The organism is Brasilonema angustatum (assembly GCF_059505445.1).
Genome location: NZ_JCACKO010000021.1, coordinates 45,026 through 65,650 on the forward strand (window position 1 = coordinate 45,026; position 20,625 = coordinate 65,650).

At 46.7% G+C, this 20,625-nt stretch carries 15 protein-coding genes; 9 read left to right on the top strand and 6 right to left on the bottom strand.

Annotated elements, in window-relative coordinates:
* Nucleotides 1-6 precede the first annotated feature (6 nt).
* Nucleotides 7-5,886 (bottom strand): strawberry notch C-terminal domain-containing protein, encoded by a 5,880-nt coding sequence (locus tag AC5JM2_RS05475; protein ID WP_495833896.1) that lies wholly within the window; start codon nucleotides 5,884-5,886, stop codon nucleotides 7-9.
* A 674-nt stretch (nucleotides 5,887-6,560) separates the two neighbouring features.
* On the opposite strand from AC5JM2_RS05475, the gene AC5JM2_RS05480 reads away from it, so the two are divergent.
* Nucleotides 6,561-7,073 carry an SLATT domain-containing protein gene (locus tag AC5JM2_RS05480; RefSeq protein WP_495833897.1) on the top strand — a complete coding sequence of 171 codons (513 nt, stop codon included), beginning with the start codon at nucleotides 6,561-6,563 and terminating at the stop codon, nucleotides 7,071-7,073.
* Between the two features lie 502 nt (nucleotides 7,074-7,575).
* Here AC5JM2_RS05480 and AC5JM2_RS05485 read toward each other — a convergent pair.
* The gene (locus tag AC5JM2_RS05485) at nucleotides 7,576-8,691 is read right to left on the bottom strand and encodes a DNA sulfur modification protein DndB (protein ID WP_495833898.1); all 1,116 of its coding nucleotides are present in this window, start codon (nucleotides 8,689-8,691) and stop codon (nucleotides 7,576-7,578) included.
* Between the two features lie 76 nt (nucleotides 8,692-8,767).
* A complete protein-coding gene (locus AC5JM2_RS05490; RefSeq protein WP_495833899.1) occupies nucleotides 8,768-9,301 on the bottom strand; it encodes a hypothetical protein in 534 nt (177 codons plus the stop codon).
* A gap of 60 nt (nucleotides 9,302-9,361) precedes the next feature.
* Here AC5JM2_RS05490 and AC5JM2_RS05495 point away from each other — a divergent pair, with 60 nt between their 5' ends.
* The 7 genes from AC5JM2_RS05495 (at nucleotide 9,362) to AC5JM2_RS05525 (ending at nucleotide 13,724) form a co-directional block, all read left to right on the top strand.
* The gene (locus AC5JM2_RS05495) at nucleotides 9,362-9,676 is read left to right on the top strand and encodes a hypothetical protein (protein WP_495833900.1); all 315 of its coding nucleotides are present in this window, start codon (nucleotides 9,362-9,364) and stop codon (nucleotides 9,674-9,676) included.
* A gap of 324 nt (nucleotides 9,677-10,000) precedes the next feature.
* Nucleotides 10,001-11,041 carry a serine hydrolase domain-containing protein gene (locus AC5JM2_RS05500; protein WP_495833901.1) on the top strand — a complete coding sequence of 347 codons (1,041 nt, stop codon included), beginning with the start codon at nucleotides 10,001-10,003 and terminating at the stop codon, nucleotides 11,039-11,041.
* A 552-nt stretch (nucleotides 11,042-11,593) separates the two neighbouring features.
* Entirely contained in the window at nucleotides 11,594-11,914 is a 321-nt protein-coding gene (locus tag AC5JM2_RS05505; protein WP_495833902.1) for a hypothetical protein, read from the top strand.
* 22 nt (nucleotides 11,915-11,936) lie between these two features.
* On the top strand, nucleotides 11,937-12,437 hold the full coding sequence (locus AC5JM2_RS05510; protein ID WP_495833903.1) for a hypothetical protein: 501 nt from the start codon (nucleotides 11,937-11,939) through the stop codon (nucleotides 12,435-12,437).
* Between the two features lie 31 nt (nucleotides 12,438-12,468).
* Entirely contained in the window at nucleotides 12,469-13,242 is a 774-nt protein-coding gene (locus AC5JM2_RS05515) for a DNA methyltransferase (RefSeq protein ID WP_495833904.1), read from the top strand.
* Between the two features lie 14 nt (nucleotides 13,243-13,256).
* A complete protein-coding gene (locus tag AC5JM2_RS05520) occupies nucleotides 13,257-13,457 on the top strand; it encodes a hypothetical protein (RefSeq protein WP_495833905.1) in 201 nt (66 codons plus the stop codon).
* 33 nt (nucleotides 13,458-13,490) lie between these two features.
* Nucleotides 13,491-13,724: a hypothetical protein gene (locus tag AC5JM2_RS05525; protein WP_495833906.1), complete on the top strand. Its 234-nt coding sequence runs from the start codon at nucleotides 13,491-13,493 to the stop codon at nucleotides 13,722-13,724.
* Nucleotides 13,725-13,886: 162 nt separating this feature from the next.
* Here the strand turns inward: AC5JM2_RS05525 and AC5JM2_RS05530 are convergent, their stop codons facing one another.
* The 3 genes from AC5JM2_RS05530 to AC5JM2_RS05540 form a co-directional block, all read right to left on the bottom strand.
* On the bottom strand, nucleotides 13,887-14,444 hold the full coding sequence (locus AC5JM2_RS05530; RefSeq protein ID WP_495833907.1) for a restriction endonuclease: 558 nt from the start codon (nucleotides 14,442-14,444) through the stop codon (nucleotides 13,887-13,889).
* Nucleotides 14,431-15,108, bottom strand: a complete 678-nt coding sequence (locus tag AC5JM2_RS05535) for a hypothetical protein (RefSeq protein WP_495833908.1) — start codon at nucleotides 15,106-15,108, stop codon at nucleotides 14,431-14,433. Before AC5JM2_RS05535 ends, AC5JM2_RS05530 begins: the two co-directional genes overlap by 14 nt.
* Nucleotides 15,109-15,200: 92 nt before the next feature.
* Nucleotides 15,201-15,845, bottom strand: a complete 645-nt coding sequence (locus AC5JM2_RS05540) for a hypothetical protein (RefSeq protein ID WP_495833909.1) — start codon at nucleotides 15,843-15,845, stop codon at nucleotides 15,201-15,203.
* 412 nt (nucleotides 15,846-16,257) lie between these two features.
* Here AC5JM2_RS05540 and AC5JM2_RS05545 point away from each other — a divergent pair, with 412 nt between their 5' ends.
* Nucleotides 16,258-20,070 (top strand): MobA/MobL family protein, encoded by a 3,813-nt coding sequence (locus tag AC5JM2_RS05545; RefSeq protein ID WP_495833910.1) that lies wholly within the window; start codon nucleotides 16,258-16,260, stop codon nucleotides 20,068-20,070.
* The last annotated feature ends 555 nt before the right edge of the window (nucleotides 20,071-20,625 follow it).

A 20,625-nucleotide genomic window follows, 5' to 3' on the forward strand; every position in this document is an offset into this window, starting at 1 on the left:
AACCCTTTATCGCTGGTTAAAAGTCGAAATATCTTGCATAAATCTCAAGCCAGAATTCTCAGCCAACTTGAGAAAATGCTCTACATCTTTCTCCCGCACTGTTGTCTGTTCAAGGATATCGCCATTGGCTTGTAATATCGTCTCTGCTTTATTACCTGTCTTCACTTGCACCGTCAGCTTGTCCCCTTGCTGAGTGCATTCATAGCGCCCATGCTTCAGATTGACCCCGCCCCAAATGTCCAATTGCCCTTCTGTTGCCAGTAATAACTGTACCGTCTCCAATAATACCTGTCCTCTTTCCTGGTACGGGCGATATTTCTTCAAATCGCCTTCTATTATCTTTTGGAGAGAAGATGATATGTTCTGCTCTTGGGTTTTTTGCAAAATTTGAATGTGAAGTCTGCGGTCTACTTCCAACCCCAGGTCACGGACTGCTTGAAACCACGTTTTTATACTGATTGCGTCAGACACTTCAGCATTCGCCTCTGTAGCTTCTGACAGGTGTTTTTCAGGAATCGCTTCTGGTGGCGACGCTGGGCTGAATGTTTCGGCAGGCGTAGGATTTGCGGGGGATTGTTCCCCATCATCTATTGACGCAAACTCCTCTTCTTCCTTGGTTTGTACCGATAACTGCTCCCGCATCGCTGATTCAAACCCTTGATGTAGGAGGTTTCTTGAAAACATGGTGGCATAAGAGCGATCGCATCCTCGCCATTCTCGTCCCAACGAGGTAACGGCTGTCTCTGCCAGGGTTAAGCCCCCGTCCCTATCGATGGTGAAAACCATCTCGCTATCAATAAAGGTATCACCGTTCTCGGTCAGATAATGCGTCAAGTATAGCCGATTGTCATGCCGCTCAATCACCAGAGGGATATACGGCTCATTCTCGATGCGGCGATGATAATCCTCTCCCTCCATTACCACAGAAGATAAGCCCCCGCGTTCCAACAGTTTGGCGATATTCTTTTCTGGCGCACCCCGTTGTGCCACAGGAGAGGCGATTCCTGACGGCATATTCACCGAATCAGTGTTGACAACTTCCTCAATATTGAGTTCAAGGACTGGTGAGGCAGTTTCCTCGACAGTTACAGGTGTTTCTACCACTTCAGTAAACGCCCCCAATTCTATCCCCAGCATCGCCCGTGCTGCATCCCGCTGCTCATAGGCAGCCAGCGCATAATCCCGTTCCCGCATCAAGAGCGCCAGCACCGCTTCCAGCGCCTCCTCATCCACCAGGCACTCCATGCGCTCGCCTACCGAGAAGAACTCCGCCCCCGCAGTTTCCAGCAATTCCTCATCCAGATAATACTTTCCACCAGCATCTTTTGCTCTTGGCGTTTGCAGCAGAAACGTTCCATCCCGCCCTGGCTTGATAGTCAGTTGCTTGTCTACGGTTTTGAGTTGCCCATTGTAGTCAGTCAAAAAGCGTTTGGCATCCTCAATAGTGGGCATCGTCACCCCCATTTGCTCCAAGGCAGCTTCCGCATCAAACCCCCGTGAAGTCAGTAAGCCCTGGCGAATGTTACCATGTGCATCCGTGAAATTGACAATCTTCCCCGGAAACTTCTCCCACGCTCGCAGCAGGTTCCCAGTAAAAATCTGGCGTTTTTCCCGTGTTCGGGTTTGGTAATAATCGAATAAATCGTAAACTGCTGTACCTTCTGGGGTTTTATCCGTCACCTCTACGCTAACGGCATTCTCTTTCCCTGTGTTAACTTGAGACAGCGGCAGAGATAGTTCCTGCATGGAGTCTGCCACCAACAACTGCATCTCCCAGGAAGACGGTGCGGCAGGATTGGCAGCGATGCCTGTATGGTTGACCCCCGCCACTACCCCGTAGAACACATCATTTTTCTGAGTCGTTAAACACACTGGCTGTCCTACAGGAAACGCCTGTATCATGGACGTGACTTGATAAAGCTGGCTGTCAACCGTGGAAGCTCTGTCCGCCGAAACTTGATATTTATACCGGATTGCCTGCTCCTCAAGTTCCTCACTGTCCGCCTTGGCTTTCTCACCAGCGACTTGGAAGATTTCTTCGTCCGCCTTGGCTTTCTCACCAGCGACTTGCAGAATCCCCTCCTGGGTAGTCTCCGTCACCGTCACCCCCTCTGGCACTAGCAAACCCAACGATGCATGAAGCTTTTCTATCACTTGCTGGCTGGTATAAGGCTTGCGCGGCGTTTTCACATCAACGATTTCCGCATACACCGCCCCTGTAAATGGCGAAGTGCTGTTGGCATCTGCTGGTAAAACTTCCATCCGCGCCAAGGTTTTGGCATCGAGGTTCAAGGTACTGGCTTCCAAAATCGACTCACCCATTGCCTCCTTAGTCGCCACGAACTCCTTGTATTTCTGCTCAATCAAATCATAAAAAGCTTCCTGTTCAGCAATCGGCAGCAAGGGAATTCTACCTGTCACCTTGCGAATGGCATCACCCGTAGAAGAAGTACCGCTATATAAAGTGTTACTCGCACTCTCCAACGGGTTATCGAGTCTTTCATGAATATCAGGATAGGTTTTCATCAATTCATTAATCACCTCATCCCCGTACTCATTCAGAAAATCCGGCACATTCTCCAACGAGAACGCCCCAGAACGGGCAGCGGTAGTATTGGCGTTTAACGAAGCCATCTTTTTAGCAAGCACCGCCCCCGGACGCTTTTCCGCCGGGATGTCTGCCATCAGCAGCGTAAAATTAGGTGGCACCACCTGCCCTGTGCGGTGAACACGCCCCAGCATCTGCATGAACGAATTAATATCCGCTTCGGGTTGGGCGATAATCATATGCCGCCGCCGCTGATCAGCAAACCGCTCTGAGGCATGAAGGGAAATTCCCGTAGATCCGCTCTTATTTAGAATAATAATATCAGTTTGCCCGTCATTAAAAGCTTTGACTGTCTGCACTGCCGCTGACTTGCTGCGTTCTGCGTTGCCACGCCGCTGATAAACCGTTGTGCCATCCGTCTGATAAACCGCAATATGCTCCCTCCCCGTGACTTCCCCCACCCGATATCCTTCCTGATTCAGACGAAACGTGATGTAGTCAATCGGACTAACGGGAATTTGGTTGAAATCCGTCTCGTTAATCAAATCCTGAATCGCATGATACTTAACTGTGGCTGCCACGCCCAATTCCTCATCAGTCAGCCGATGGCGGGACTTCTCGCCATACGGATTCCCTAGCATAACATCCCGGCTGCGCTCCAGATACCGATGCAATATCGTACCAAAATTAGCATCCAGAGCATCGCCTGGGCGTAACCCCTGCATCTCGGCTTGTCGGGCAATCATGCTGCCCATTGTGCTCGACAGTGCCAACACGGGCTTCTCCGGTTCCGGCTGGCGCAGCAGAGTTAAGGATTGCTGCACTGTTTCTTCAGCTTTGAGAGCAAACAACATTTGGTCAACAATGTTGTGCATTAGACTGGTAAAATTGGTACTGGTTGCCCCGGCTCCACCCGTAGAATTATCCCCAAAAGCCCGTTTTGCCTCGGATTTCAATTGTTTATCCATCCCCGTGACAACCTCCTGTTTGAGGCGGTCAAACTCCATAATCTCTGCCATAATCAGTGAGATATTTTCCGCAATATCACGGTTGACAGGGGCAACAACTGGGTCAAACCGTACCCCTTGAAACGAGCGTTCCCGACGAATGTATTGCCCTGATTCGGTTAGCATCGAAGCCAAAGTCTGCTGCAACGGCACACCGCCCGACGCTACCAGTTCCGTCAGGTTCGCCATGTTACTGAGGGCAAGCCGCATATCAGTAAGGGCATACAAATCCATCACCTGCGGGTTCTTGGCATAGGTGGCACTCGAATACACCACCCCTTGCGATTGCCACACCAGTTCCCGGACAAAATCTGCCCGATTGGAAGCACCAGCCTGTTTCCCGTTCTGGCTGCTGGAACCCCCCGCCTCATGACTTTCGTCCAGAATCACCAGGCTGTTAGGCGCAAACTGGCGGAGGAACTCCCGACGATAGGGTTCCTGTCCTCTGACCGTTTGCAATTGCGAATAAGTCGTAAAAATAGCATTGTACCTGCCCAAGTGTCCTTCCGACTGTATATTTTTGAGTACCTGGGGATGCTGCTTCGGACTGGTTGTCAATGTTCGTCCGTCTGGCAACGGCAGTGTCAAATCGGGATTCGTGACGAGTGGGTTGAACCTTGGCATCCCAATATCTTGCAAATCACGAATCATGTCAGCATACAAGGGTGTGTCTTTGGTAACGAAAATCGGTGTCCGTCCCGTAACTGTAGCATAGCGAATCATTGCCGTTACCACCCGCCCTTTCCCGATTCCTGTCTGATCCCCAAGGATAAAACCACTACCCTTTTCTAAATTTGATACCGCCAAGGCAATCGCATCCACCTGTTCCGCGCTAAAATGTTGGTGCAATTCCTCAGTTGTCCCATAGGCAAGCTTATCTGCGACATAGGTATCCAACTCTCCAACCCGACGCTCAAGCTTCAGCAGGGCTTGCGATACACCCGTCTGCATGTTTGCAGGAACCAGTGTGCCGATTGCTTGTGCCTCGCTTTTAGGGTGATACGGAAGTTGTTTCGGCTGTTCTAGCGCAGCAGGGGATTGATTGTCTCCGCCAGCCATTCTTCCAGATTCGGCTGTACGTCCGGGGTGTTGAACTTCCACAGCAGCCGTTCTATCCGTTCGCTGTCCATCTCCACTTGCACCGGAAACGAGATCGGCAGAAATTGCAGCCGCATGGCGATAATGTCGCTCTCGAACACCAGAAACTGCGCCCACGCCGTCTGCCATTCCTCTATCCCCTTGGGCGTGTGGGGTATTTTCGGCAACATCGGTCTGCTTTGGTAGATTGAGAAGGGACGAGTCATGATTAGCAGCATCTGGTGTGTCTCCGCCACCGACGACGCTTCCGCTTCCTCCTGCCACATCGCCATCAGCCACTCCAGACGACGGCACAGCAGTTGCAGATAGCGGTTCTGGCTCAACTGGGTTTCGTTCGCTGGCACGAGTACCGTGAAAATCCGTTCGTTCTCCGGCGGTGCCCAGACGTTCGGATTGGGAAAGTACGTCATCGAGAAGTTCTCCCAGTTCATCAAAAGTTTTGTACAAGCGCGGGACATCTGCCGCAGGCAAAGAACGCTCAGATTTTCCTCTGCCATTGATGACAATCACATCAATGGGAAAGCCTGCCCCCTGCTTGCGATAGAGGTTTCCCAGAATCGAAAAATGGTCAGTGACATTAAATTGTTGATATAGTGTGTAGTAAAATCCTCGGCTTTCCCGACTGTTATAGCGATTGCTGCGAATATCCTCATCAATCCCCAGCTTGCCGCCCAGAATCAGCACTGCTTGTCCGTCTGGTTTCATCGCCTCTAACCCTTGCAGGGCAATGGCATGGTCAATCTGAGTGGTTTGGAACTTGCCAAACCGAAACTGCTTTGGTCTTTTTGATGCTTCTTCTTCCACCGTGCCAAACGGGGGATTCATGATCACAACATCGTGCAGCTTCTCCAGGGTAAGACGGCTAGCATCCGTTTCTGTTACCGTATACCCCTGTGACCGTAAGTCTGCTGCCCGTGTCGGATTTAACTCGTTGACCGTCACCTTGTCCGGGCTGCTTCCCAGTAATAACGCGCCATGCCCCGCACTAGGTTCATATACCGTAGTATCCGAGTTTACTCCAGCGAGAACTGAAGCCAGGTAAGCAATCGGCAACGGGGTACTGTAGGCTTGCTGAGCTACACTGGTGCTAGAACGAACGTTGAGGGCTGGTTGGCGATCGTGCAGTTCGACAAGCTGGCGATACGCCTCCTGGGGTGTCGCTGCTCCTGTCACCACATTCTGGGCAACCCGCACCAGCGCCGCTTCTACCGCTTCATCTACCTGCTTTGTCAACGCAGAACCAGGGGATACTGACTGCCCTACATAGGGAACCGCAAACGTCCGAGCCTCAGTAATCGTGGAAAATTGACCACCCTGCTGAAAGTGTTCGACAAAAGCTTGGACGAGAGCAGACGTAAAGTCCTACCCAACATAAAAATAGTTGCTTGTTGGATAATTTTATTAAAAATAGAAAAAATTACAAGTTAAATATTTTTTATGGATACACTGACCAGAAACAGGGTATGGGTTGCGGGGTGTAGGGATTTATTTGGGATTGAGCCGAGATAGGTGTTGAAAAGTGCCACTTCGCTGGAAACGCCTATTCTATATAGGTTTCTAGCATATTACATCTCGCAGTTCTAATGTCTGCTAATTACCATTAGCGGATATAAATTGACCGAAAACTGGGGTTTTATGTCTGCTAATACCGCTCAAAACCCCTAAAAATGATGTCTGCTAATGTAAGTGGTACTATTTTTCACACATCTCGGCACAATCCCTTCATGCTCTTATTTTGGCAAAGGTATTGCTAATTCAACTATTTTTACAGGTCTTTTAGCAAGTATTATTTCTCGACCTAACCAAGTCCCTAAGTGAAAAATTCCTATACAATTCACGGATTTGTTGAAAATTTTCCGATTCTATGGCTCAACATCTAATATAGAGCACAGGGATGAGGTATAGCTATGTCAGATGGAAGTAGCACTCCTAATTACGCTGAATTTTTATCGGACGTTGTACGAGATGCAGAGTGGTACGCGGATCAAGCTTTGGAAATGTCCAGTTGTCACCGCAACGCAGCTAATATGTACGGAAATGTTCATATGCTTTTTGGGTTGCCTGCCTCAGTATTGTCCAGTATTGCTGGTGTGTCAGCTTTTGCAAAACATTCTACTATTGCTGGAATTACTGCCTTTGTGGTTTCCGCGATTACCGGAGCCATGTCTTTCTTGAATCCAGCTGAAAAGGAGAAACTGCACTTTGAGGCTGCAAACGTATTAGACGCATGGGCGACCAAAACTTACCTTCTTGTCAAACAGGGGAGAGCAAACCTCATTAAGCCAGAAGCTTTTATTAGCCACCGGGAAAAGCTTATGGATGAACGTTCTCAATTGCTTAGACAAAGCCCTCGGATACCCACCTGGGCTATGTCGAAAGTATTGAAACGATTTCTCTCCCCTTTCAGTGCCTCGAAATAGTGCTATCACACCTATTACATAAGTTAATTGTAGAGAAATAATAAGGTTGAACAATTTGAGGCAAGCGTGAAGTGAGCATCTACCATTTTCAACACACAGCCGCCAAAACTGTTGTGATAAAGTTTAACAATTAGTTAGGTTGGCGGGGAAACCCGAATGTAGGTGGGATTGTGCCGAGATGTGTGAAAAATAGTACCACTTACATTAGCAGACATCATTTTTAGGGGTTTTGAGCGGTATTAGCAGACATAAAACCCCAGTTTTCGGTCAATTTATATCCGCTAATGGTAATTAGCAGACATTAGAACTGCGAGATGTAATATGCTAGAAACCTATATAGAATAGGCGTTTCCAGTGAAGTGGCACTTTTCAACACCTATCTCGGCTCAATCTCTATTTACTTTCAAGCGCACGAATCAAAGCTATCGGTAAGATTGAATTTTTGAGTCTCCCATAAGTTTTCTCAAGTTATCCCTACCCCCCACACCCCTTTCATTCAACCTTACGCCGCCAAAAGCTTGTGCGCCAGGTTCATTTTGTCCAACATAAACTCTGTCAAAAATTTCCGGCTTCCAGAACGGGACAGCAGTTTTCCATTGCTATCAACCACCTGATTATGCCAAGCAGCATTGTTCTTTGACCAGTCCACATTTTTCAAATGAGAAAGATACTTTACCACTTTCTCTGGATTATCCTGGCAAGACGCAACCAAAATGGCTCCCACTTCCCCCAGCGCCTCAATAAAAATTCCTGCCGTGGAAATATACTCCTCTCGGATTTGTTGCGCAGTCAGTGTACCTTCAAAAGCTGCTTTCCATTGCGGAATAATATCCGATAATCCCCTCCAGAATGACTCGCAGTAAATTTTATCGAATTCTGAATTGATACGGGGTTTCATCCGTTTAGTCGCTTCAAACAGCCATTTATATACGAACAGCTTTTCATTTTTTGGGTTCAGGTTGGTTTTTTCTTTCTCTACCAAATCACTGAACAACGGCACATACACAAGAATATCATGAATCCCTCGGCTTTCTACATCATCAGCATAAAGCGCTGTCAGATTTTTCGATACGGTTTTTCCTGTGGCGTTCAACAGCCTGAAATAGGTTTTCGCCTGGTCAAGCTCAATGTCAATTAAAAAATCTACCGAGATATGCTCCTCTTTAAAACGCTCCTTGGTCGCGTTCTTGTCCAATAATCCCCGAATAGCAGCGGTACGGTGCTGTCCGTCGAGAATTCTATAAAGCGCATTCATCCCGATTGTCAGTGTCCCCATATCGCCATCTTTGCGGGATGGGGTAAATTCCGCATCACCATTGACCGACACAATCAGCGGCGGCAGGTAATAACTTTCTTCATTATTCTCCAGGTACTGGCGGATTTTTTTCGCATGGCGCGGGTCAAGACTGCGCTGTGCTCGTTCCTCCGGTGACTTGTCTGTGCCATCAAAGTTAAATGCCTGTGCCGCGAAGGGAAAGGGGACACTTGCCGTGTAAATGGTCAGCCCCTTACTATATCGCTGAATCGCAGAAATTTGGGTGAAATTCTTTTTTACTGGTTTCGTCGCTTTTGCTGTTTTTTTAACTGATTGCTCTTGCTGTTCTGGTTCTTCTGACATATTTGACTCTCGCATTAAAAGAGTCAAATCAATACGTTTTTTGCTTAAGCGCGTCAAGAAATTCCATATTTTTATGTCACTTTAAATCCCATTCATCCTGCTTTTTCGATGACTTGCTTGTTTTTCTCTGCGCAGTCGCAACACGTTTGGCTGCTGGTTTATTGTCTGTAGTTGCTGCCACGGTTGCAACCTCCTTGTCCTCTGTTTCGGTCACAACCGGAATAGGTTCAGGAGAATGTTCTGGAGTAGGTTCTACAACTGACGACTGTGATGCTTGCGTGTCAGCCGTTTTCTCTTTCTTGGGTCTACCCCGCTGCTGCTTATCCCCCTCCGTCTCACGGGAAGCCAAATCAAATACCGCTCGATCCTTATTTTTAGTGAGGAATTTATCCAGCACCTCCTGAAGAAAATCCTCCGTGATAAATCCTCGTTTCTGTGCTTCCAGCACGGCAACACCAATTAACACCTTCCGCCGCGCATCTGAGGGTAATTTTTCCTGCGCTTCCCTCGCTTCACGTTCCTTTGATTTCTTGAGGTCTTGCAGTTCCTTAATAGCTTTTTCAATATCATCAACCGTCAGCGCTTTGGCAGAATAATTAATGCTTGCCATAATGAAGGATAGTTCTCATTTTAGGTTTAATTGTACTGGGAGCCTGGAGAGAAAAAGCGCTTGTCCAAAAAACTTATAAATGTGGCTGACTATCCGGTGATGAAAGCTAAATGTGCGACTTGTCCATTTAGAACAAACGAAAGCGGCAGGCATCCTGCTCCAGAGGTAGTTACCAGAATTCAGCAGACCGTTTTAACTGAAGCCTCTCAATTATGCCATCATCCCCGTCAGTCAGGAAAACCAGAAAACCACCTGTGCCGGGGAGCGCGAGATTTTCAGCTACAGATATTTTACAGAATGGGTTTTCTGCCAGCCCCAACCGATGAGGCATGGCACCAGAAATATACAGAGATGAAAAATGGACTTTCTAGCTGAAATCTGAAAAATCAAAAAGCAAAATCTTTATCTAAATTAAAGAAGGAGTCAGAAGACAGAACTCAGGAGTCAGAATCAATTGGATCGGTGCAGCACCTAACCAATTGTAGACAACATAAGATTTTTTTTGAGAGTTGTAGTAGCTCACGAGCCAAATTGCCAAGTAATCTCTTAACGAAAAATCAAAGGTTTCAGCGTCTGAAAGCTTCTGTAATATTCATGTAAAACGGCTTAACCAGGTTTTCTGTTCTTCGCTATATCTACACCATCTTGTAGTATTAACTTTAATCAGTAGAGAAAAATCCAGCGAGTAGGTTCGTCTTTATGGCAGTTCACATCGCAGAACTTGAGCGCACAATTGCAAAACAAAATGAAAGATCCCCGTTCTCTGGTGTAATTTGGGTCAAAGAGCAAGGCAAAATTATTTTTGCCAAAAGTTACGGTCTCGCAAATCGCTCTGAAGCGATACCCAATACTCTTAATACTCGGTTTGCCACAGCCTCTGGCACCAAAACATTCACCAGTGCAGCAATATGTCAACTGGTTGAGAAAAACTTACTCACGTTTGATACTCTCCTCAAAGATTGTTTGAATATTCCCTTTCCTACTTTCGACCCAGCAATTTCAGTTCATCATTTGCTTACTCACAGATCAGGTATTCCAGACTACTTTGATGAAACAGTGAGGAATGATTATGAAGATTTATGGAAGACGCGACCGATGTATGGCGTTCGCACGTTGGAAGACTTTTTGCCAATGTTTCAAGATCAGGCGATGAAATTTGCTCCAGGGGAAAAATTCGTTTACAACAACGCGGGGTACATCCTACTAGGGTTAATTGTTGAGCAGGTTAGCAAACTGAGTTTCCAGGAATATGTCGAAGCCAATATATTTGCAGTCTGCAATATGACAGATAGCGGTTTTTTTGCAATGGATTGTCTGCCGCCATGCACCGCCTATGGTTACATCCCAAAATCCGATCGGGAATGGCGAACTAATTTCTATGCTCTGCCTGTTATTGGTGGCTCAGATGGTGGAGCTTTCACAACGGTTGGAGATATGGAAAAATTTTGGCAGGCGTTGATGACCCATCAACTTGTATCTAAAACGGTACTCAAGCAAATGCTAACTCCGCACATATCGACGGGTGAGCAAAGTAGAAATGGAGCCAGTATTTACTATGGATATGGCTTATGGGTGGCGCAGCAGGGAGAAGCGTTGTCTTATCATATGTTTGGTGGCGATCCTGGGGTCTCTTTCTATTCAGGAATGTACGCAGATCGAAATATTCAAGTAACTCTTATGGGAAATATCGTTAATCCATTTTCTGATATGCGTGATTGCATTATGGGTTTTCTGGGTTGATAGAAAAGTGTTATCTCCTATTGGCATCGTACCGAAATATGACCAAAAAACTGTACTCTGGACTTGGAAAGGCGTAAAGGAGCGCGTTGTAAATAACGACTTTTTGACTTTCATGTAGCAATTTTTCAATCCCTTACAGGATTAGAGTTTTCAGAACCGGAATGCAGTTTTTTGGTCATATCTCGGCTCAATACCAAATGGTTGTGCGATCGCCAATCTCCACTTTCCTACGGAACTTTTCACTTGAACATGGACGAGCGGTTGGAACTAGACGCTGCATAAAGTGAAAAAATTTTACTGAAACCTAGTTGGGGTAAACATTACAGCCGTCGCGTGGCGGCTGGTGTCAGCTTCGCTACTTTTATGCCTAATAATCGCAAGACAAGCGATAAGCCTCTGGACTTCGGCGTTCGCGCGAGCGTCGTTCGCGCAGCGTGCGCTTTGCGCATACGCTTGATGCTCTGCATATAGCGCAAAACCAGACATCCCCACGATAGAGAATACGGAGCGCTGACGCGCAAGAGATTTATTTGCTGCCAGAAGCGCGGTGAAATGCAAGCCCAAGCCCTGCGGGTTTTGTGCGGGTACTCCACCTTCCGCGCTGCGCTTGTGCAGGCGGAGCCTCCCCCACCCAAAAGCCTTGCATTCCCCCTTACCCGCTTCCGGCAAGCACAAAAGCATGGGCTGCGCCCAGCAGAGAAAAATCAGAAAGGAATAAACCCCATGCACAAACTCATTTTAACCATGCTCTTGATTGCAGATTTAACCATCAGCGCAATCGCCAAGGACAAGGAAAGTTTCTTTATCGGTATTTTGTTCAGCTTGCTTTGGCTGTTCGTCCTGGCAGCCGCCAGAAAAATCACCCTCCTGTAAATTTCAGCGAAAGATTTTACCCATGAGCATCAATTATTTTAGCCAGTCAAAAACTGTTGAAGACATCAAATCTTTATACCGCTCTTTAGCGATGCAACACCATCCAGACCGGGGCGGCAGTGAAGATGTAATGAAAGAAATTAATCGTCAGTATCACGAGGCTTTAAAAGCCTGCGATGGAAAAACCAGCCATACCAGCGAAGGCGAAGAAAAAACCTATCGTTACCGAGCCGATATAGAAAACGAGTTGATGGATAAACTTTTGGAACTTCTCAAACTCCGCTCCCTCAATATTGCCTTGATTGGCTATTGGATTTGGGTTGGCGGTGACACGAAACCGAATAGGGAAGCCCTCAAAGAAGCAGGCTTGCATTGGCACAGTGAGCGGAAACTTTGGTACTACAAACCCCTTGGCTGGAAAAAAGCAAGAAAATCTAAAGGCACGTTGGGAGAATTAGCCCAGAAGTATGGCTACCGAGGCTTTCAGACCGCAGAAAAAGAACAAGTGCCAACAGTATCTTAACCCCAAAATTACCCAGAATCGGATAACAACCATGCTTGCACCTACAGAAACCGAAATTACCGTACCTAGCGAACTGCTAAAAAACCTCATCGCCAGGATAGATCAACTCGATGCCAATCAACGCCGACTTGCTGAACGCCTCGAAAGTCCTGTTCCCGTAAAAAAGCCCACGCTAAAAAGCGACCTTATCCACGGTGATTGTGTGGAAGTGATGAAAACCCTTCCTGCCATCAGCGTTGATTTTATTTTGACTGATCCACCTTACCTAGTGGGGTATCAAAGCAGAGATGGGCGCACGATTTTAAACGATAATAACGACCGCTGGCTTGCCCCAGCTTTTCAAGAAATGTACCGCGTCCTGAAAAATGACAGCTTTTGCGTTTCTTTTTACGGTTGGCATAAAGTGGATTCTTTTATGGAAGTGTGGCGGCGTGTTGGCTTTCGACCTATAGGACATTTCGTTTTTAGTAAAAACTATGCTTCCAGTAAATCCTTTACCCAAGCGCACCATGAAAGCGCCTATCTGTTGGCAAAGGGAAACCCAGAAAAGCCCGCTTATATTCCCCGCGATGTTTTGGGATGGAAGTACACAGGCAACAAGTTGCATCCCACCCAGAAACCAACTGGAATATTAAGCGAACTCATCAAAGCCTACAGCAAGCCAGGAGATACCGTTTTAGACCCGTTCGCCGGTTCCGCCTCTACAGCGATTGCCGCCAAACAGAACGGACGTGGTTTTATCGCCATTGAGAAAGACACCAATTATTTCACCATCGCCCAAAACCGTTTAACCCCCACCCTGTAAAGAAAGAAAAAATCATGGAACCTAAATACCCTCATATTGCCGTACAACTGACAGGTAACGACAGCAACGCTTTTGTAATTCTGGGGCTTTGCCAACGAGCAGCCAGAAAAGCGGGTTTATCCCAGGAGGAAATAGACGCTTTCCGCCAGGAGGCAACCGCAGGCGACTATAACCACCTGCTGCAAACTGCCATGCGCTGGTTTGACTGCCAATAAATAAAATTTGAAATTCTAAACGAAAGTCATTTTATGAAATTAGCTGATAACGAAACTGCTATCATAACAAATATTATCGCCTTAGACAGCATCCTGTTTAAAATCGTTGAAGCAACAGACGAGGCAATAGGACACTTGGCAAATAAAGACCTGACGATCCGCGAAAGTATTGACACTGCCATAGGGGCAATTCTTGACCTTGAACCACTGTTAGAAAATGCACTCTGCTTTTACAAAGCAGCCCTTTTCCTGCGCTACAAACTTTAACTTCAACGGGGCTGCAATCGCCACAACCGCAGCCCCTTACCCTCACGCATCAAAAAGCAAAAAGTAAACACCATGAGTAAACAATTTGTGGGAAACGTTATGAAGCTAACAGGAATTGCAAAAAGAGGATGGTCATAAAAGCTATAAAGTAGAAACCAAAGTTTAAGGCTGTTCCACCACCGGAGCAGCCAATTCTAGTGTCTGCTTCTGATGATACCCTATCAAGTAAAGCGGTTTTCGCCCCATTAAAAAATCAATCAGGACACGCCCGGAAACCACTTGAACGTATTTCGCCTCCTGCACCGCTTTTCTAAATTCGTCTGTTGTCTTGCCCGTATGAAAAAAGAAACCACGCGCTGCCTGATGCCAGCCAATAGCTTTTTCAAAATAGCGGATATGGTCGGGATTAGCTTCTGCCTTGTACAGTTTACATTGCACCACATAAAACCGCCCGTGAAAAGCAAAGCCCCCATCAATCCCATTATCCTTGGTGAATCCTTTTTTCGGAATCACAAAATATTTATAAGATTTACAACAATTTAAAATTATCTCTTCAAAGATAAACGGGTTTTTCTCCCGCAACAGCGAAATGATTCCCGCCAGTTCCTGATCTGCTGAGAAGGGGTTCTTTCTGATACGATTGATAAAACGCCACGCCTCGCTATCTGCGTATTTCGCCGTGGGTACGGCATACGCCAGCTTGTCCTTAGCCTTGCTCATCCGGTTTGCTTTCTGGCTGTTCTGACTGAATCTCCCCCGGTTCTGGTTCCTTCTCTAAGAGAACATCACATTTTTCTGTTGTCCGGCAGATAAGTTGAGGATTCCCCGCACCCATAACCGACATACCACACACAGGGCAAGTAAACTTAAACCGCGTCTTTCGCTTCTCTAAAACCTGGTAGGAATTTCGCAGCGGGAAAAACTCTTGGATTGCCTGGGGACGTACCTTAGCATAAAGCCCATTTTCTTCTACTTTGTGCCGCACATTCTGCCCGAACTCCTGTTCACATGGTAAGCCAATTTCTTTCATCAGCAAGGTAAAATCCTTGTTGCAATACCCCAGGTTGGGAGGAAGCGTCCCTTTAAGGTGCTGTTTCAAATGCACCAACTGCCGGACAAAAATTTGCAGCATCAAATCATCATCCCGTTTCAACAACACTGGATTCAGACTGATTTCATGCAAGCCTGCCTGCCCGTTCTTATCCCAGCTTTTGGGATGAAAACACCCCAGACTTTTACCTTTCGCATTCATCATCAAGATACAAGCAGGCAACTCGCCTTTGAACAGATGCCAATTAAAATACTCAAACGCCTTTTCATAACTGCCCCATAACTGTAGCGAGGGAGGCAAGTCATCCAGCGAAGACCAAGGCGGCGCACTCATGGCTTGCACAAAATTAAATTAATGATACTATCACTTTATATAAATTTGCGAAAAAAGCAAGTTATAGTGTACACCATAATCTTTGTGTCTTCCTAATTCCCCTTCTCTTTCAATTCTTCTTCCCCAAACCAGCGTTTAAAAATTCCTCTACGTCTGGTGATAAATCGTTGCTGATGTTTCTCTTCCAGCATCGCTATAGTAGCAGTTAAGGCATTTGCTTGTTTTTGCCATGCATTAACTTCAGTACGCCATAGTTCTCGCTCATCTCTCCATAATTCCTGCCAAGTCGTTTTGTCCTTCTCTAAATCATTGATACGTTGTAAAGCAAATGACAGCTTAATTTCTAGTTCACTAACCCGCAGAAGATAATTTTCAACTTTGTCAGATGGAGAATTTTTTTCAGGTGTCCCAGATTCATTTTCTTTCCTAAAATCCTCTGTTTTTTGGGAAGGCTTAGATGCTTTCTTGTCCGTTGTGGTTTCTGGGGTATCCTTAGATTCTTTATCTGGGGGTGAAGTCTTCACCAGTGAAGGAACGGGGAGGGGGTGAAGAATGGGTGAAGAAATATCGACCGATTCAACTGGCGGATATACTTTAAAGAGACTATCAACAGGAATCTTATAGCTACCGGCTTCATCCTGCAAAACACCAGCAATTCTGCCATTTTTAACCGCCCATCGGATAGATGTTTTATCCTTGCCTGTAGCTTTAGCCGCCTGACTTAGGGTATAGTGCATGGAAGGCGTTTATCATAGCGTCCCCATAAATGCTAGATTCTTCACCTATCCTTCACTAGAAAAATCAACACTTCACCCCTTTTCACGGGTGAAGAGAGGGGGGAGGGAGTGAAGAACCTTCACCCAGTCGAGCGCAGCGAGGCGAACATCTTCCCATCATTAGCTGGTGTAGCGCAGCGGAACCAGCCCCCCTTGAGGTCAGGGCGATAGCCCGAAATCCGAAAGGCACGCCTACGCAATCTATTTTTTTATTTAAATTTGTGATAAAATCACATTTAAACAAAAAAATTCGTGCAAAGCCCGACCGATTGCATAGGCGTGCCAGAACTTGGGGGGCGGCTGCCCCCCATCTGGACTGAACCCCCCGCAGCAAGCACGGTGGCGCGGCACGTTCGTTTACAGAGTGACCATCGTGGGTGTGCGCTATATCAACACCGACATCAAGCCCGTGAATCGCGCTGATGGTAAGAGCGGCAAAGGCAAGAGCGTTGTCGCAATGGCAGCTTATCGCTCCAAAGATCGGCTATGGGACGAGCGACAAGGACGTTCCTGGGAATATAAAAATAGAGATGATGTTTACTTCTCTGAAATTATCGCCCCAGCACACGCAGCCGAATGGATGAAAAAGCGCGAAACCCTTTGGAATGTTATTGAAGAAACAGAGAAAAGATTCGATTCCCGCCTCACCCGCCAATTTGAATTATGCCTGCCCAAGGAATTAACCCATGAGCAGAAAATTGAAGCCACCCGAAATTTCATTCAGGCAGAATTTACCAGTAAGGGCATTATTGCTGATGTTGCTTATCACAACTTCACGGGAGAGTCCGCACATAACCCTCATGTGCATATTTTAATTTCCACACGGCAGATTGAAGAAATCACCAAGACAGCCGATAAAACCAACCTGACTAAAGCCCAACGGAAAATCATCAGTAACGAAGAACGCAAGCTCTACCAAACCCATAAAATTTTAAAAAATCTGGGACATGAGCCAAAAGACAATAAAGTCTTTGGCAATAAAATCCGCGAACTGGATGAGAAAGAATTGTTTGTCCACTGGCGCGAAGCTTGGGCACACCATTGTAACCGAGGACTGGAACAAGCTGGTTTGGATCTGCGGATAACCGTCAAAAGTTTAGAGGCACGGGGTATCACCGACCAAATCCCCATCAACGAACCGCTGAAAATCGCAGAAATGCGCAAAAACCATGAGCAGAATCCTGACGAAAATCCCTTACCGGAAATCTGCAAACTCAATGATGAATTCAAAAAACTGAATCTCCTGGTCAAATACCGCAAAGAAGAAATCGCTAAAGAGCAAGCCAAAGATGAACACTCACGCGACAAAGATTATCTTACCTGGCTCCAGGCGAAACTGGAACAAGAGATAGCATTGGTTAAAACCGTAAAAGAATTCCGCAAACAAGAACAGGAAGCATGGAAAAAAGAGCGTGGCTTTGACTCGCAACCCAAGCAACGCAAAAAGCGCCAGCGTAAAAACCAGGAACCCAAAAAACAACACCAGGAAACGGCTATCGCTGTCGCCCAGTTACAAAATATTGAACCAGTCCTTTCCCAAGCAGAAATCAATGCAGAATGGGAGAAGCTGAAAAAGCAGGAGCGGATTGAAGAGATTCAGGAAATTCGCCTCAAGCAGGCATGGCGAAACCAGGAACATAACAACTATCTCCAGGAACGCCAGCAGAAACAAACCACCTTTGACCCGCTTTTAGCCAGAAACGATAACTCGCCACAACCACAGCAAAAATCTCCTGCTCAACAAACTGATCCAACCCCAGAACAAACCAAGGTGAAAGGTAAAGAACCCCGTGATCCAACTTATCAAATCGTCAAACGCCAGCTTGATTTAATGGGTGGTACAGAATTTGAGATTGGTATATTTGACCGCGCTGAAGACAAAATGCGCAACCGCACCTGGTCAAAAGATGAAATTCTCCAATACGACCCCGATACTCAAAAAGCCAAAATTGTCAACTGGCTCAAACTGCAAAACCAACAAGGCAAGGATATTTATATTCGATTGAAAGAGTTGGACGGCAAGCAACAAGGACTCATTCTCCTCGATGATATCGATGGCGTAACCGTAGAAGAAATGAAAGCAGCAGGACTCTCCCCCGCTGCTGTCGTTGAAACATCCCCGAAAAATCTGCAAGCCTGGGTAAGAGTGTCCCACGGATTATTAGAGCGCGATGAAGCCAGAACCATTTCTAAACTGCTGGCGAAACAATGGGGTGGTGATAAAGGCAGTGCAGGTTTTCAACACTATGGACGATTGGCAGGATTCTCCAATCGCAAGGAAGAACACCGGGACGTGTACAGCGGAAAATATCCCTTCGCTCGTCTTTTTTATAAAGATTCCAGTGGCGCGATCGCCCCCAACGCCGAACACCTTATTTCTGAATCCCGCACTATCCTGGAACAGGAGAAAATCGACCGCGCCAACCTCCCGGTTCCCCACATTAGCCAGCGTCCTGCCACTGATAGGGAAAAGGCGAAAGCACTGGAAATGTTTACCGGATTTTACCACGAGCAAATCAAAAAAGGCGGCAAGCTTGATTACAGCAACGTTGATTACGGTGTCCTCTGCCGCATGGCGAAAAGAAATTGGAATCCCGATGCCCTCGCTCACGCGCTCACCCACGGTAGCCCTAACCTCGCCGACCGGAAAAGCAATGTCCCCTATTACGTGGGCGTAACCCTCAAGAAAGTATTTGAGAGTAAGGAAGTGCTGCAAGCCATAGCAGAAAATCAATCAAAACGGCAAAAAAGAGAGAATAAAACTACCTCAGCTATTCAAAAAAGCCAGGAGCAGAAAGGGGAGCAGCACCAGGCGCGGGAATTTACTGATGAAGACCAGCGCAAGCTCATCGAAATTATGAAATGGCAGAATGATGGCAAATTCCGAACGCGAGAGGAGTGGAGTAAAATACAGGATGCTATGTTGGGCGAACCGCCTGTCAACGATAATATTGACTGGAAGAATTTTGATTTTACCAAAATTACACCCAAAAACGAAGATGGGTGGATAATTATTTTTAATTACCTTGCTGAACGCGAACTCCAAAAAGAACTGCAAAAACAAAATCAGGAACGCGAAGCCAAAATACAAAAGGGTATCAAAGATTCACACCAGCAGGCAGAAAAGCTGAAGCCGCAACACAAGGAGAAATCAGAACAATCCCCGCCCCCAATCCATCACGCCAACGATGACAACATCGAGCGCAACTCCAGTGCCAAGGAAAGAGCCAATGCCCTCCGCGATTTCCGGCGCATTTATAAGGTAGAATACGAACGCTATGGCGCAGAACACCAGGATGATTTAGATCGGTTGATCTGCTTCCGTCTTGCCCAACGTAACCACTGTTTTGATGCTATCCGCTACGCCCTTCGCCACGGCAGTCACAACCTAATTGCCCGGAAGCAGCAGGAACTCAATACCTATCTTCAGCAGACGACAAGATTCGCCGTTGAACAAATTAAAAAAAATCGCACCATCCCGAAAGAATATACCTATCCGGCAGAACAGAGGCAGAAAATCAAAGCTGTTCCCCAGCGTACTGCCACCAATGAAAATAAGCAACAACCAACACCAGCCGCCGTCGGAAAATTGACTGCCGCTGACGCTGCCCGACTCCAACAGATGGCGCTGCAATCAAAATTATCTCAGCAACAATTAGACCGTGCGCTCAAGGCTTTGCACCATCATCACAATTCCAAGCAGGATTATAGCAAGTGGAAGCGGCTCGACTTATGCAAACTGGAATATCTGCGCGAACTAGGACGCAAGTACCATAGTTTGGGTAAGGAGAAAACCTTAACCCCTGGAACAGATGTCAACATCACCATGCGACTGAAGGCAGCCGGGTTCACGCCCCAGGAAATCCGCATGACGATTGCTAGGGAATCAGCCATCACCGCCGCCATTGAATCTCACGCCAACCGGGGTAAGTACATCAATGCCGCGATTCGTCCTATGCTTGAATCCCCAAAAATGCAGGAGGTTGAGACGAAAGTGCAGGCATGGCGACAGGAACATGCCAAAACAAACCCCCATCTCGCTAAAGAAACCCGCCTCGATAAACTGGGACTGGCTACCGACTGGCATCCCCCCAAGGAACAGCCAAAACAGCAAACGCGAGATACCACCCCCAAACCACCTCGCGCACCAGAACACGACAAACGGGATAGGGAACCGGAACTTTAAAACAAAATGCTAAAAACCTATCCGAAAACCTTCATCAATAAAGTTGTAGTCATTGGATCAGGGGAATATGGAGGGCTAAAATGTCTCGTTTCCGCACTCTAAGAGAGTTTTAAAGACCCCACTTTGGGGCGGAGTAGAGTGCAATATTGTCAATAGGGGAAAAGAAAATAGTGCGTAGTTAAATCAATTCAAACCCCCCACTTTTGGGGTGATAGGTAATGGGGTAGGATGCAATATTGTCAATGGGGTACGATTACCTTTGCGCTTGCCTTTAAACGGTAACTTGCTGCTTTTTGGAGCATATCTGCGCCTATTGTCAAAAAAAAGTTACAAACAAGCCCTTTTGTCTCAAAACCTGGTATGAGTACTCAATAACCGTAATTTGACGACGATTCTTTATAACAGTACTTTTTAAGTATGGAACAAGTGCGTCACCCACTCTTTCTTCTCACCTTACCCCTTGCAACCGTATTCAGCTTGACCTGCTTCACCGTTGCAACAGCACAAATCACTCCTGATAACAGTCTCGGTGCAGAAAGTTCTGTTGTTGCTCCC